This is a genomic window from Deinococcus marmoris DSM 12784 (assembly GCF_000701405.1).
Taxonomy (GTDB): Bacteria; Deinococcota; Deinococci; order Deinococcales; family Deinococcaceae; genus Deinococcus; species Deinococcus marmoris.
Genome location: NZ_JNIV01000011.1, coordinates 23414 through 37353 on the forward strand (window position 1 = coordinate 23414; position 13940 = coordinate 37353).

Consider the following 13940-nt stretch of genomic DNA (forward strand, 5'->3'; position numbering starts at 1 on the left):
GGAGAGTGCGTCACAGAAACGGTGCTAATCGACGATAAAAAGTTTTGCCCCAAACGCCGTGCTGGAGCGGTGGGCCTCGGCGTGATCGGCCACCTGATAGCTCTGGCCGGCGAGAAGGGTGAAGGTACGGCCATCTTCCAGTTCAGTGTCCAGTTGGCCGTCCAGCACCAGCAGGATGTGACCCTTGCTGCACCAGTGATCCGCCAGATAGCCCGGTGAATACTCCACCATGCGGACGCGAATGCCACCGAAGTGTTGAGTGCGCCAGTGGGCCACGCCCGTTACGCCGGGATGTTCGGTGATTGGCACGCCTGCCCAGTCGGTGACGCCAAACGGAATGTCCTGCATCTGCATAGCTTTCCCTCCCACCCACACCCAAAAAAGACGACACGCCTCAGCTTCACTGCTGGGACGCGCCGCCTGTAAGGGGCTGATGCGTGGTACCACCCAACTTCGCCGCATCCTGCTCCGGCCTCGTTGCAAGGCCCTCTGTCGGGGGGCGTCCGGGCGGGTCTAATCGGCCCCTGTGGACCTTTCTTCCGTCTGCGCGGGAGGTGATCTTCGCTTTCGGTGGCGTTGTCTGTCAGGCTCCCACTGTCCCTGACTCGCTGTTTAGCGACTGCCCTGCCGAGGCTACTGTCCTCGCGTTCGCATCTCTTTGCTCACCCCGTTTTCAGGAGTGGCCCTCATGGTAGGGCGGCGGGACCGTGCGGGTCAATGCGCCGTGCGGCGTAGTGGGCAGCGCCGTCCAGCACAGCCTGAGCGATAAAGACGCCGTGGGCATGGAGAATGTGACGCCTACGGGGTTATGCTGGGCAGTGATTCCATCCCTCTTTGTCCCGTGCCACCCGCCGTCACGGTGTATCTGGCGTCAGGCACATACAATCTAAGCCAGGAAGTGCCACATGAATTTTTTGATCCCATCTTTGATACCTCAATCCGTACAGCCGATCAACCGGGAGGCGGGCAACGGTGACTGAATCCAGCGGAGCTTCTCCCTACGCCGCCGCGCTGCCGTTCCAGGAATTGCAGCAGAAAATTCTGCCCGAGTTGCACCTGATCGCCGCCGGATACGGTATCGACAACTACCGCAAGCTGAAAAAAGACGCGCTGGCACTGGCGATCATGGAACATCAGGCCGACGCCGAGGGCCAACTGCTGGCGCGCGGCTACCTGGAAATCAGCGCCGACGGCTATGGCTTCCTGCAAGCGGACCTGCTGGACCCGGGCAGCCGCACAGTGCTGGTGACGGCTGGGCTGATCAAGGCCAACCACCTGCGGACCGGTGACGACGTGATAGGCCGCGCCCGCCGCCCACGCGAGAACGAGCGTTTCGGCTCTCTGGTGCAGGTGGAGGCCGTCAACGGTCTGGACCCCGAAGCCGCCCGCCGCCGCCCCCGCTTCGATGACCTGACCCCCACCTTTCCCGAAGCGCAACTGGTCCTCGAAGACCCCGGCAACCCCGATGGCCTGAGCCTGCGCGTCGTCGATCTGCTGGTGCCCATCGGGCGCGGACAGCGGGCACTGATCGTCGCGCCGCCGAAAGCCGGGAAAACCACCCTCCTGAAGCAGATTGCCAACTCCATCGTCAAGAACTATCCCGACGTGACCGTGATGGTGCTGCTGGTGGACGAGCGCCCCGAGGAAGTGACCGATTTCCGTGAGAGCGTGCAGGGCGCGCAGGTGGTGGCCTCTACCTTTGACGAGCCGCCGCAGCACCACGTCCGGGTGGCCGAATTCGTTCACGAACGTGCGCGCCGCATCGTGGAAGACGGCGGCCACGTGGTCATTTTGCTGGACAGCATCACCCGTCTGGCCCGCGCCAACAACCTGGTCACGCCGCCCACCGGGCGCACCCTCTCGGGCGGCCTGGACAGCAATGCGCTGCACTGGCCCAAGCGTTTTCTGGGCGCGGCCCGCAATATCCGCGAGGGCGGCAGTCTGACCATCCTGGCCACGGCGCTGGTAGAAACCGGCAGCCGCATGGACGACGTGATCTTCGAGGAATTCAAGGGCACGGGCAACGCCGAACTCGTTCTCTCCCGCCGCCTGGAAGAACGCCGAATTTTTCCCGCGCTGGACATCATCAAATCCGGCACCCGCCGCGAGGAGCTGCTGCTTCAGCCGGAAGTCCTCAAGAAAATGTGGTTGCTGCGAAAAGTCATCAGTGACATGGACCCCGCCGACGCGATGGAAATGCTGCTCACGCGCATGGGCAAGACCCGCAACAACGTGGAATTCTTGCAAAATCTGGCGGGCGGCTGAGCCTTTTTTCTCTGTAGAAAGCTGACACCTGATTTTTCTCCTCTGACCCTGGATGGCTCACGCTATCGGGGGTCTTTTTTCCTGCATCGCGACTTCCGCCACAACTTCAAGTCACCAGCTTCGACCCAAACTGACCCCATCCAATATTCATTTCTGGCCCTATGCAGGGGGTCAGTCGCGGCCTATGCTGCCGTCATGAGCGATTCACAGAACGGTATGCCCCAGCAGACAGATCTCAACTTCGGTTTCGCCGAGATGTTCAAGGGCGGCGTGATCATGGACGTGGTCACCGCAGATCAGGCCCGCATTGCCGAGGCAGCGGGCGCAACCGCCGTGATGGCCCTGGAACGCGTGCCTGCCGACATCCGTGTGGACGGCGGCGTGGCCCGTATGAGCGACCCCAAGATGATCAAGGAAATTATCGCGGCGGTGACCATTCCGGTGATGGCCAAGGTCCGCATCGGCCACATCGTCGAGGCGCAGATCTTGCAGGCGCTGGGCGTGGATTTTATCGACGAATCGGAAGTGCTGACCCCTGCCGACGAGCAGTTTCATATCCTCAAGACAGAGTTCAAGGTGCCGTTCGTCTGTGGGGCCAAGAATCTGGGTGAGGCGCTCCGCCGCGTGGCCGAGGGAGCCAGTATGATCCGCACCAAGGGCGAGGCGGGCACCGGCAACGTGGTGGAAGCTGTCCGGCACGCCCGCACCATCCTGGGCGAGATTCGCAGCATCCAGGCCCGCCCCGTCGAGGAACTGATGACGGTGGCCCGTGACCTGCAAGCCCCTTACGAACTGGTGAAATACGTCCACCAGAACGGCAAGCTGCCCGTGGTGAACTTTGCTGCCGGTGGCATCGCTACTCCCTCCGACGCGGCCCTGATGATGGTGCTGGGGCTGGACGGCGTGTTCGTGGGCAGCGGCATCTTCAAGAGCGACAACCCCGAACGCCGCGCGCAGGCCATCGTCAAGGCCGTCACTCACTTCCAGAACCCCGAGTTGCTGGCCGAGATCAGTGAGGATCTGGGCGCGCCCATGACCGGTATCAACATCGACGATCTGATTCCCGCCGAACGTCTCGCCTCGCGTGGCTGGTAAACCGCTCAGCATTGGCGTCCTTGCCCTTCAGGGCGCATTCCGTGAACACTGCCGCCTGCTGGACTCGCTGGGGGCGGCAGTGCGGGAGGTGCGGTTGCCCGCCGATCTCGCGGGCCTCAACGGTCTGATCCTGCCCGGCGGGGAGAGTACGACGATGGCCCGCCTGCTGAGCGAGTACGCCCTGTGGGAACCGATTCGGGACTTTCATGCGGGTGGGAGAGCCATCTGGGGCACCTGCGCCGGGGCCATCCTGCTGGCCCGAGAGGTTCAGGGTGCGCCGCCGCAATTTGGCGGCAGGCAGCAGAGTCTGGGGCTTCTGGACGCCACTGTGCAGCGGAACGCCTTCGGGCGGCAGATCAATTCCTTTGCCGCCCCCCTGATCGTTCAGGGCCTGGATTTGCCCTTTCCCGCCGTCTTCATTCGCGCGCCAGCCTTTAGCGGTGCTGGCGCAGAGGCCACGGTTCTAGCCGAGTGGGACGGTCAGGCCGTGATGCTGTGTCAGGGCCGAATTCTGGCGACAGCATTTCATCCTGAACTGAGTGGAGATGCCCGAATCCACCAACTTTTTATGAAAATGGCACAGGAAGCTCAAGTCGCAAATAAATAGAAAATATAGATTTCACGAATAAGGTTTATCGTGAAACTATTCACTTGCTTATTGCAAGCTATGAACATCTGGGAATTCAGACAACTCAGCGAAGCCGGGAGCGCTCCGCTGCAAACGCCATCCGGTGGGAATCCAGCGATTCGGAGAGAGGAGTGGGAACCCCTGCCTCGCCCCGCAGAAAGGCCAGCCAGCCGATCACCAGCCCTACGTCGCCGCCGCCGTGATTGCCATCTGCCGCCACTGTCCAGCGCTCCACGGTGTCGTGCCGGAAATCGTGGAGTTCCAGCTCACCGCGTTCCATCTGCCCGCGCAATTCGCCGTGTGTGCCGAGCAGCTTGAGGGTGCGGGTGTTGTTGTGGGTGAAAGCGCTGACGGTCAGGCCAGCAGTCACGCCATTCTCGAAGGTGACGGTCATGGCCTGATGATCGGCGACATTGTTCAGGCCCAGGTAGACGCATTGGCCGTATGGCCCGGTCTCCAGCGCCCCGGCCAGAGTCTGGCCCCCGGCGGTCAACACCGTGTTGGGCCAGCTTTCCAGCGGGCGACTGCCGTAAATCTGGCGCGCATCGTAGGGGCAATCCACTACCGGGCAGGTCACGCAGCGGTCAGACGCTTCTGCTGGCGCGTTCTCGGGGCGAAAGTGGTGCAGGCCGCCCTGACTGTCCACCCGTGACGGCGGCGCACCCGCGAACCAGCGCAAGAGATCGAGATCGTGGCAACTCTTGGCGAGGATAAACGGTGCCGATGGGGGAGAGGCCCGCCAGTTGCCCCGCACGTAGGAGTGCGCGTAATGCCAGTACGCCACATTTTCCGCGTGCTGAATGCCCACCAACTGGCCCAGCCGCCCGGAATCCAGGACATGCTTCACCTCCCGGAAGAACGGCGTGGCCCGCAGCACATGACAGACCGTCATGCGCCCAGCCGACTGGGCCTCGGCCTGGAGCAGCACGTCCAGTTCGGCCTCGGCCAGACAGATCGGCTTTTCCAGCAGCACGTCGTACCCCAGCGCCAGAGCTTGCAAGCACGGCTGGACATGCTGGTCATCGGGGGTGGCGATCACCACGGCGTCGGCCACCCGTCCCAGCGCGAAGAAGTCATGCCAGTGGGAGAAACAGACCTCCGGCCCGAGGGTATGACGTCCGGCCACCACCGCGAGTCTGCTGGCGCGGGGGTCCACCAGATGCGTGATCCGCGCGCCATGTGCAGCCAGATGCCGGGCGTACACGTCGCCGCCCCGGTTGCCGCAGCCGATGACGGCGACGGTGACCTCTCTCATCCCCGCGTCACGCCCCAGCCCACGCCGTCCGGCCTCGCCAGTTCGCCCGCCGTCCACTCCATGCCGGTAAACGGATCATCGGCCAGCAGCAGCGCCCCGTCCAGATCGGCCCAGTCGCACAGCCCGGCCAGATGCGCGGCGGCAGAGATGCCCAGGCTACTTTCGATCATGCAGCCGATCATGACGCTCAGGCCGTGGGCGCGGGCCAGCCGCAATGCCGCGAGTGCCTGGAGCGGCCCTCCCAGCTTGGCCAGTTTGAGGTTCACGCCGTCAAAAGCATCGGCCAGCGTGATGACGTCCTGGACGTGGTGCAAACTCTCATCGGCCACCAGGGGCACGCGCGACAGGCGGCGCAGTTCGGCGTGGCCGTCCAGATCGTCCGCCGCCAGAGGCTGTTCCAAGATTTCCACGCGGGCGGCGTCCAGCACGCCCAGCATGCGTTTGGCCTGCGGGCGGGTCCAGGCGGCGTTGGCGTCCACGCGCAGGGCCACGTCTGGAGCCTCCCCGCGCAAGGCTTCCAGAATCGCCGTGTCCCGCTCCGTCCCCAGCTTGACCTTGAGAACCGTGTGCCCGGCGGCCACGGCCTCGCGCGCCTGCCGCCGCATGTCGGGGATGTCGGCCAGACTGACCGTGTAACTGCTGCGGGGCAGCGGGGCGGGGGAGAGGCCCAGCAGTTTCCAGACGGGCAGGCCCACCGAGGCCGCGCACCATTCCAGCGCCGCCATCTCCAGCGCGCATTTGACCGAGGGGTGATCGTGTGGCATCCGCGCCGAGAGGCCCGCGCGCAGGCCATCCCAGTCCCAGGGATCGGTCAGCGCTTCAGCCAGCAGCGGCAACACCGCCTCCACCGTGCCGCGCGTCTCGCCGTAAAAGGCGTTTGGAGCTGCCTCGCCCCGGCCCACGATTCCATCCTGAGTGAACGTGACGATGGTGCGCGGATAAACGCTGTGCGTCCAGCGGGCGATCCCGAAGGGCTGGGCGGTGTGCAGTTCCAGCGTTTCCCAGGAGACGCTCACGCCGTCCACCGTCCGAAGCCCGTGCAGCCTTCCGCCAGCTTCTGTCCGTACTCGCCCTCGCCCAACGTCTCCACCGTGACGCGCATGTTTGTCGCGTTGGCGTGGACCATTCGCCGTTCGTCCAGCATCAGGCCGACATGACCGGGGAAGAAAGCCAGATCGCCGCGCTGGGGCCGCTCCACCACATTCAGAAATTCCTGCTGCTGATCGGCGTCACGGGGAATGGGCTGGCCGAACGCCGCGAACACCAGTTGCGTCAGGCCCGAGCAGTCCAGCCCCCACGCGCTTCGCCCGCCCCAGACATACGGCGTGTCCAGAAAGCGCAGGGCCAGCGCCGCCGGATCGGCTTCGGGGATGGGGGAGAGCGTGGCCTCGCCCACCCAGGCGTCCCTGCCGTCTGGCAGCGAGACCGGCAGCCAGCGCCGCCCACCCTCGGTCACGGTCTCGCCCGGCGCGCGAATGATCCTGGCCCCCAGACACAATTCCCCGACGATGGGCTGGCTGACCTTCGGCCCGGCGTAGGCGTGGGCGCGCAGGGCCGTCACCGTCAGTAAATCGCCGTGCTGTGGCCCGGTCAGCCCTGCCGCCGGGGTCCAGCCCAGGTAGCGATCATGGACGGTACGGATATAGGCCCAGCCGCCTGCGTCCTCCCACAGCAACTCCAGTGCCTCGCCGGGCAGCGCCTCCGAGACCTGGGCTGCGTCGGCGCGGGGTCCAGAGCGCAGGCTTAGACGGCTGGTGGCAGCCATTGGACGTGGAGTGATGTAGGCCCAGTCGCCCTCTGGAAGCTGGCCGCGCAGGGCGTCCTCGGCCAGCCGGGAGTCGGGCTGATAGGCGTGGGTGCGGGGATCGGGGAGGGACATGTCCGACAGGGTAGCGGGAAACGGGCGTTACAGGTACGCCGTCAGCCAGCGCAACCAATTTCCACCCGCCACTGCCGCGCGGTGTTCTTCGGGCACTTCATCCAGAAAACGTGGCAATTCCGAGTATCGTCCGATACCCACGGGCGTCTTCTCGGACCCGAACCCGCCGTCCATGTCGCTGCCCAGTGCCACCCGGTCCCAGCCGACAACTTCCGCTTCCGCGTAGTGGCGGGCATGGGCGGCCAGATCGCCTTGCGTCGCCCCCGTTTCCGCACCCTGTTTGATAAACGAACTCAGGAACACCAGCCCGATCACGCCGCCGCGCTCGGCAATGGCGCAGGCCATCTCGTCGCTCAGGTGGCGGTTGCCGGGGACCAGGGTGCGGGAATTGGAGTGGGAGGCGATCATCCTCGGCCCAATTTCAGCCGCGTCCCAGAACGCGGCGTCGTCTAGGTGCGAGGCGTCCAGCGCGATACCCAGATCACGCATGGCCGTGACCAGCGCCTTGCCTGCGTCCGTCAAAGGCCCCGGCGCACCCGTGCCGCCCGCGTAAGCTGTCGCGCCCCAGGCCGGGCCAATGATCCGCACGCCCGCGTCCACCCAGAAGGGCAGTTCACCCTCATCCCGCACTGGGTCCGCCCCTTCCATCAGCAGCACGACACCCAGCGGGGCATCTGCCTGGGCCATATGGGCGTTGACCTCGGCCCCGGAGCGCAGCAACCGGAGAAAACCCCCATCCTCCCAGCGGCGGTACACGTCCAGTTGGGCCAGCGCCTGTGCCCGCGCCCCGGCATGATCGGTGTAGCCCTGCGGCGAGTCGGGCGTGCGTGGCAGGGCGAACAGCGTGCCAAAACAGACCCCCACGCCCGCCGCCCGCAACTCCGTGAAAGTGGTGGTGGCGGTCTGGCCCTCCACCGGATCAACCCGCCGCAACACTTCCAGCGTCAGCGTCAGATCGCGCCCGCTGACCGCGTTGTAGGCGAGGTCCAGATGCCCGTCGATCAGTCTCACGCGCGCACCAACTCGCCCACCAGCTCCAGCACCGCCCGCAGATCGTGGATGGCGTCCCGGTCCTGACCTTGCAGATCGATCACGGTGGCCTGCATGCCCAGGGCGCGGGCAGCGTCCACATTCTCGGCCTTGTCATCCACAAACAGCACCTCCTGCGGGCGCAGTCCCAGCGCCCCCGCCGCATGCAGAAACGCGCCCGCGTCCGGCTTGTGGATGCCCAGCGAACATGTCGCCACCGCCACATCCACCAGATCGGCCAGCCCCACCTCTTCCAGCGTGCGGGCAATGCTGGGCAGCGTGTTGCTCAGCACGCCGATCTTCAGGCCACGGGCGCGCAACGTCTGCAAGACCTCGCGGGCGTGCGGCACGGGCTTCATGAACCGCTCGTAGGGATAGGCGGCCATGAAAGCGGCAGCGTCGGAGGCGGGCAGGCCCAGCCTCCCCACCAGTTCCAGACCATAACCGTCCCAGAAGGCCGTCTCGTCGTCTTCCGTCCGCAGGTCCCACCACGTCAGCGCCCGCTCCTGCCACTGCCCCAGCATCGCCGCGCCCACCGCGCGGGCGTCCAGGCCGTACTTCCCGGCAGCCCAGCGCGCGGCCTCGGCGTAGACCTCGCGGTCCGTGTACGCGATGGTGTCGTCGCGGTCAAACAACACCGCTTTCAGTGGAACAGGAGGGGCCGCAGGCGGGGTGGTCATGGGGTCAATCCTAGTGACTTTGCGCGCCGGAGAGGTGACGGCGGATTGAATCGAACCTGAATTTGCATCCGGGCCATCTTCCTGCTCCATTTTCGGGATTTGTACGCAATATTTATAATATATCCCAGTCTAAATTCTCTTTTGACGCAATAGTATTGCCAAATCGGTCTTTAAACCCTATTCTGATGTCATGCCTCTGGACGCCTATCCCGAACCCAGCTTCAAAGAACACATCCTGCTTACTCCTGGACCCACCCCGATCCACCCGCGCGCCATGCACGCCATGACCCGCCCGATGCTGGGCCACATGGATCCGGAGGTCTTTGCCCTGAACCGCGAAATTCAGTCGGACCTGCGCGTGATGTACGGCGCGGAGCCCGAGGGCTTTACCGCGCTGCTGGCCGGGACTGGCAGCCTGGGCATGGAGGCGGGCTTCGCCAATCTGGTGGAGGAAGGTGACGAGGTGCTGGTCTGCGCCAACGGCAGCTTTGGCCGCCGCATGGCCGAGATGGCGGCCCGCTACGGCGCGCGGGTGCGGCTGGTCACGGCCCCACTGGGCGAGGCGATCCGCCCGGAAGACGTGGCCGCGCAACTGAAACAGGGCGGCGATATCCGCATGGTGGCGGTGGTTCACGGCGAGACGAGTACCGGCGTGCTGAACCCGGTGCCCGAGATTGCCGAACTGGTGCGCGGCACGGGAGCCTTACTGACGGTGGACGCCGTGACCACCGCCGGAATGGAACCCTTCCATATGGCGGAGTGGGGCGTGGATTACGCTTACACGGGGGCGCAGAAGTGCCTGAGCGCCCCCCCCGGCGTGGCCCCCATTGCCATCAGCGAACGTGCCCTGGCCCGCTACGCCGCACGCCGCACGCCCACCCCGCTGTGGTACTGCGATTTCGAGGGCCTGCGGGACTACTGGACCCGCCACACCTACCACCACACCGTGCCGGTCAACCTGCATTTCGCTTTTCACGCCGCTTTACAGGCCGCGCTGGAGGAGGGAATGGGGGTCCGTCAGCGTCGCGTGCAGCAGGTGGGAGAAGCGATTGTCGGCGCGCTGAAGCCGCTGGGCTTCTCGCCCTACGTGCGCCGCCCGGAAGACCGCCTGCCCACCGTGCTGGCCCTGCGACTGCCCGAGGGCTTCGACGATGCGGGCGTGCGTCAGGCCCTGCGGAAGCGCGAAATCAGCGTGACTGGCGGCCTCGGCCCCACCGCAGGCGTGATCTGGCGGCTGGGTCTGATGGGAGAAGCGGCCCGGCCCGGCCCGTACCGCTCATTGATGACCGCGCTGGAGGATCTGCTGGGCGAGAAGGGTCTGGTAGAGCGGTTCGACGGGTCACTGAACGGCGTGCTGGCCTGATCCGGAAATAGGAGGGGGGGGCAAGCCGTTCTGACTTGCCCCCCCTCTGCATTCCGCCCCCGCTACCCCATCCGCCCCGTCTTGATCACGTCCGCGATCACCTGGGGCAGGTTCCAGGCCATGATGTCGAAGGCGCTGGAGGCATAGTCATAGGTCACCTTGTGCAGCGACACCTTCGGTTTGCGCCCGACGCAGTCCACGATCACCACGTCCGCACCCGGCTCGTGGTTGAGGCTGAGGCCCACGCTGCCGGGATCGACAAAGGTGGTCTCACCGATCACGCGGCTGAACGGAACGTGTGAACCGCCCACCACGATCACCCGCGCGCCCAGCGTGTCGGCCAGGTCTTCCAGCTCCCGCTCGGACGACATCAGGTCCAGCCGCTGTTCGGGATCATGGGGGCTGCCGTGGAAGTAGCGCACCCGGCCCACCGGGGTCACGATGCGTCCGCCCGGCGGCAGGCGGCGCAGGAAGTCGGTCTGCTCGGGCGTGAGCATCTTTTTGGTCCAGGTCAGCACCTGATCGGCCACGCCGCGCCGGCCCTCGCGGTCCCCCAGATCGATGGCGACGCGCATGTCGCTGGACCCCAGCCCAGTGGACCAGCCCTCGCGCCTGACGAAATCGATCACCGGGCCGGGGCTTGCGCCGTAGCCGACCAGATCGCCCACCACGATCACCTGATTGACGATGTTCTCGGTCAGAAACCGTTTGACTGCCGTCAGGGCGTGGATATTTCCGTGAATGTCGCTGATGAAAGCCAATCTCAAAGTGCCGTCATCTTAACCCACAGCCCGCGTGAGGGACAGGCACCCCCCCTGACCTTTTCATCCCCTGCCCCCTATCATGGCGGGCGTGCCGCCCCTTCCCCCACCCCTTCTGGCCCTGCTGCTGGGCGCGCTTCTCGGCCTGTGTGGCCTGCCGCTGCCGTGGAGTGTCCTGAGCATTCTTCCCCTGTCTGCGGTGCTGGCCTACGCCGCCAGCGCCCGCACCACCGAAGGCGTGCCGGGGCGGCTGTTCTGGTCCGGCGTGGGCTACTTCACGGTGCATCTGTGGTGGCTGACCGCCTTTCTGGGCAAGCTGTTCAGCTTTCCCCCAGCGGGCGTGCTGGCTTTTGCCCTGTTCATTCTGGAAGGAATCTTTCTGGCGGTCATGGCTTACCCGCTGGCCCGGCTGGTCCGCTCGCCCGTGGCCCGCGTCTGGGCACTGGCGGGCGGCTGGGTGGTGCTGGAGTGGACACGCTTCCTGGGGCCGCTGTCCTTCCCTTGGCCCACGCTGGGCTACACGTTGCTGCCCACTCCCGCTATCCAGATCGCAGACCTGGGAGGAGTCTTGCTGGGCAGCGTGCTGGTGGCGGGCACGGCGGCGGCGCTGGCCGGAGTCACTCTGCAAGGATGGGGGAGAGGCCGCCCGGTCTTGCTGGCCGCCGTGTGCTGGACAGCCGCCCTCGCCTACGGCCTGACCCGCACGGCGGGCGAGGGGCCAGAGCAGCCGATGCTGGTGCTGCGGACAGATTTCGATTCGTTCGGGCGGGCAACAGGGAGCCTGACGCCAGAGGAGCAGCTTCAGGTCCAGCGGGAAGCGTCGGCCAGACGCATCCCCGGTGAGGTTCTGGTCTGGAGTGAAACGGCGCTGACGGCCCCAGCCACCGAGGCGTTGTTACCGGACTTTCCGGGACCGGGCATCAGTGGACTGGGGGTACCGCCCACCCAGAGCGAAAAACAACAGAACACGGCGGTGTCGATCAATGCTGATGGTCAGGTCACAGCCAGGAACCGCAAGGCCAAGCTGGTGCCGTTTGGCGAATACTTCATCCTGTACGACAGCATTCTGCGCCCCGCATATGGCCTGATCGAGAACGCCATCGGGTTCAGACTACCTGCTGTGGAACCAGCCCGGTCCATCGCTCCTCTAGCCCTGAACGGCGTTCAGTACGGCGCATATATCTGTTACGACAGCGTGTTTCCGTGGGTGGCCCGCAGCCTGACCCGGCAGGGCGCACAACTTCTGGTCAATCCCAGCAACGACGGCTGGTATAGCGGCTGGGGCGTCCAGCAGCACTTTATGATGGGCCGGGTGCGTGCCATCGAAAACCGCCGCTGGCTGGTCCGCAGCGTGAATAAAGGAGTGGCGGGGGCGGTCAACGATCTGGGGCAGCCGGTAGATGTGATCTCCAGCGGCGACACGACCCAGGCGCTGAGCGTGCGGCCCAGACTATTGAGTGGGCGAACGTTGTTCAACCGCCTGGGCGACTGGCCTGCGCTGCTGCTGGCGCTGGGGATGATCGGGTATGGGGTGCGGGTGGACCGGCGGGAGGGTCGGTGATCAGTCCTGTGGATCACGCATGCGTTCCATCGCTTCCATCGCCTCACGTCTGACTTCGGTGTCCATCTTGGCGTAGATGGCCGAGGTATTGACCGAAGCGTGGCCCAGTACGTCTGCCACGACGTGTAGATCACGCGTGGCGCGGTAAAGGTGGGTGCCCGCCGTGCGCCGCAGGGTGTGCAGGCCCCACAACTCGGGCGCTAAGCCCAGCTCCTGATAGTACGTGGCCGCAATCGTGCGTGCGCCCTTGGTGGTCAGCCGCCCTCCATAGTTGCGTCCACTCAGCGAGACCAGAAGGGCCGCTGTGCCCAGCTTGTTCACGGCTTGCAGCGACGAGCGGGACATCAGCCAGTGGCGCAGGCTGCGTTCTACACGCGCGGTCAGGGGCACGGTCCGCCCCTTGCCGCCCTTGCCCAGGACCCGTAACTGACGTTCATTGAGATCTATGTCTGTGGCATTCAGCCCTACCAGTTCTGCTGCGCGCAGGCCCAGGCTACCGCCGAGTTCCAGCAATAGTGTGTCCCGGTGGGCGCGCAGGGTGTCGGCTGGGTGCATCGAGGCAGGTAAGGTCAGCAGTTCCGCATACCGTGCCACAGACAGAGCCTGTTTCTTGGCGTGGGCGGGTGTCGTGTCACTGGGCGGACGGACCCCGGCACTGGGATCGCTGGCAATCGCCCCGGCCCACACCAGCGCCTTCATCAGGTTCCGCACGCCGTAGAGATGGCGTTTGATGCTGGACGCGGCCAGACCCGCCTGCTGCATGGTCAACATCCAGACCTCGAAGTCCTCGGCGGCCAACTGGTTCAGTGCCCGTTCGGGCGATTCCGGCGGTCCGGTGAATGTCAGAAAGCGCCGGACCGATTCGCAGTAATGGTCCAGTGTCATCTGACTGACCCGCGCGCCCCGGCTGGATTTCAGGCGCATATAGGTCACCAGCAGATCGGTCAGGGCGTCGGCATTCTGCTCGTGCGCGGCCCGCAAACCTTCACGCCGACGGTTGGCGGCGTTTGACCAGCGTGAGGCTAGGACCAGGGCACCCTCGGTCATTGCTGATCCATCTTCAGGCTTCTACTTCCCATAAGTGAAATTATAGGACATAAGATTATTCTTTGGAGATGGTGGTCAATCTTGCCGCCACCTCACGCAGCCAGTCCAGATATTCGGCCTCTGTGGAATCCCACTTGGCACGGTTGCAGCGGTCACAGCACAGCGCGATGTTGCTGAGTTCATGTGGGCCGCCCCTGGACAACGGGATGACGTGATCGAGTTGAAAGCCGCGCCCCGAATCGCTATTGGGCAGACCACAGTAGCGGCAGGTTCTCGTTGTCATCATGATCTCGACAAGTTGCTCGGGCGGCAAACGCTCCAGATCTGGAAAGCGCCGCTCCACACTTCCATTCATGCTGTATGCAATCTGAAAGGCG

14 protein-coding genes are annotated in these 13940 nt (G+C 65.1%); 5 read left to right on the forward strand and 9 right to left on the reverse strand.

The genetic code is table 11. The features are described 5' to 3' along the window. Nucleotides 1-24: 24 nt before the first annotated feature. On the reverse strand, nucleotides 25-354 hold the full coding sequence (locus Q319_RS0103950; protein ID WP_029480681.1) for a DHCW motif cupin fold protein: 330 nt from the start codon (nucleotides 352-354) through the stop codon (nucleotides 25-27). 618 nt (nucleotides 355-972) lie between these two features. On the opposite strand from Q319_RS0103950, the gene rho reads away from it, so the two are divergent. The 3 genes from rho (at nucleotide 973) to pdxT (ending at nucleotide 3967) form a co-directional block, all read left to right on the forward strand. Continuing rightward, nucleotides 973-2265 (forward strand): transcription termination factor Rho, encoded by a 1293-nt coding sequence (gene rho / locus Q319_RS0103955; protein ID WP_034413673.1) that lies wholly within the window; start codon nucleotides 973-975, stop codon nucleotides 2263-2265. A gap of 195 nt (nucleotides 2266-2460) precedes the next feature. Next, nucleotides 2461-3360 carry a pyridoxal 5'-phosphate synthase lyase subunit PdxS gene (gene pdxS / locus Q319_RS0103960; protein ID WP_029480685.1) on the forward strand — a complete coding sequence of 300 codons (900 nt, stop codon included), beginning with the start codon at nucleotides 2461-2463 and terminating at the stop codon, nucleotides 3358-3360. Continuing rightward, the gene (gene pdxT, locus Q319_RS0103965; RefSeq protein WP_029480687.1) at nucleotides 3350-3967 is read left to right on the forward strand and encodes a pyridoxal 5'-phosphate synthase glutaminase subunit PdxT; all 618 of its coding nucleotides are present in this window, start codon (nucleotides 3350-3352) and stop codon (nucleotides 3965-3967) included. The genes pdxS and pdxT overlap by 11 nt, the downstream gene beginning before the upstream one ends. A gap of 85 nt (nucleotides 3968-4052) precedes the next feature. Here the strand turns inward: pdxT and Q319_RS0103970 are convergent, their stop codons facing one another. From Q319_RS0103970 to Q319_RS24200, 5 genes are read right to left on the reverse strand one after another with little or no spacing between them, the layout of a single operon-like run. Beyond that, the gene (locus Q319_RS0103970; RefSeq protein ID WP_029480689.1) at nucleotides 4053-5243 is read right to left on the reverse strand and encodes a Gfo/Idh/MocA family protein; all 1191 of its coding nucleotides are present in this window, start codon (nucleotides 5241-5243) and stop codon (nucleotides 4053-4055) included. Then, nucleotides 5240-6268 (reverse strand): dipeptide epimerase, encoded by a 1029-nt coding sequence (locus Q319_RS0103975; protein ID WP_029480690.1) that lies wholly within the window; start codon nucleotides 6266-6268, stop codon nucleotides 5240-5242. The genes Q319_RS0103970 and Q319_RS0103975 overlap by 4 nt, the downstream gene beginning before the upstream one ends. Then, entirely contained in the window at nucleotides 6256-7122 is an 867-nt protein-coding gene (locus tag Q319_RS0103980) for a C40 family peptidase (protein WP_029480691.1), read from the reverse strand. Before Q319_RS0103980 ends, Q319_RS0103975 begins: the two co-directional genes overlap by 13 nt. Nucleotides 7123-7149: 27 nt before the next feature. Then, entirely contained in the window at nucleotides 7150-8133 is a 984-nt protein-coding gene (locus Q319_RS0103985) for a dipeptidase (RefSeq protein ID WP_081845882.1), read from the reverse strand. Next, the gene (locus Q319_RS24200) at nucleotides 8130-8831 is read right to left on the reverse strand and encodes an HAD family hydrolase (protein WP_029480693.1); all 702 of its coding nucleotides are present in this window, start codon (nucleotides 8829-8831) and stop codon (nucleotides 8130-8132) included. The genes Q319_RS0103985 and Q319_RS24200 overlap by 4 nt, the downstream gene beginning before the upstream one ends. 190 nt (nucleotides 8832-9021) lie before the next feature. Between Q319_RS24200 and Q319_RS0103995 the strand changes: the two genes are divergently transcribed. Then, nucleotides 9022-10194 carry an alanine--glyoxylate aminotransferase family protein gene (locus Q319_RS0103995; RefSeq protein ID WP_029480694.1) on the forward strand — a complete coding sequence of 391 codons (1173 nt, stop codon included), beginning with the start codon at nucleotides 9022-9024 and terminating at the stop codon, nucleotides 10192-10194. Nucleotides 10195-10256: 62 nt separating this feature from the next. Here Q319_RS0103995 and Q319_RS0104000 read toward each other — a convergent pair whose 3' ends face one another. Further along, nucleotides 10257-10961: a metallophosphoesterase family protein gene (locus Q319_RS0104000; protein WP_029480695.1), complete on the reverse strand. Its 705-nt coding sequence runs from the start codon at nucleotides 10959-10961 to the stop codon at nucleotides 10257-10259. Between the two features lie 85 nt (nucleotides 10962-11046). Here Q319_RS0104000 and lnt point away from each other — a divergent pair, with 85 nt between their 5' ends. Further along, entirely contained in the window at nucleotides 11047-12516 is a 1470-nt protein-coding gene (gene lnt / locus Q319_RS0104005) for an apolipoprotein N-acyltransferase (protein WP_245618959.1), read from the forward strand. Here the strand turns inward: lnt and Q319_RS0104010 are convergent, their stop codons facing one another. Together Q319_RS0104010 and Q319_RS27825 are read right to left on the reverse strand one after the other, a co-directional pair. Beyond that, nucleotides 12517-13563 (reverse strand): tyrosine-type recombinase/integrase, encoded by a 1047-nt coding sequence (locus tag Q319_RS0104010; RefSeq protein ID WP_029480697.1) that lies wholly within the window; start codon nucleotides 13561-13563, stop codon nucleotides 12517-12519. It abuts the gene before it with no gap. Between the two features lie 55 nt (nucleotides 13564-13618). Continuing rightward, complete coding sequence (locus tag Q319_RS27825; RefSeq protein ID WP_029480698.1) at nucleotides 13619-13918, reverse strand: HNH endonuclease; 300 nt, start codon at nucleotides 13916-13918, stop codon at nucleotides 13619-13621. Nucleotides 13919-13940 lie beyond the last annotated feature (22 nt).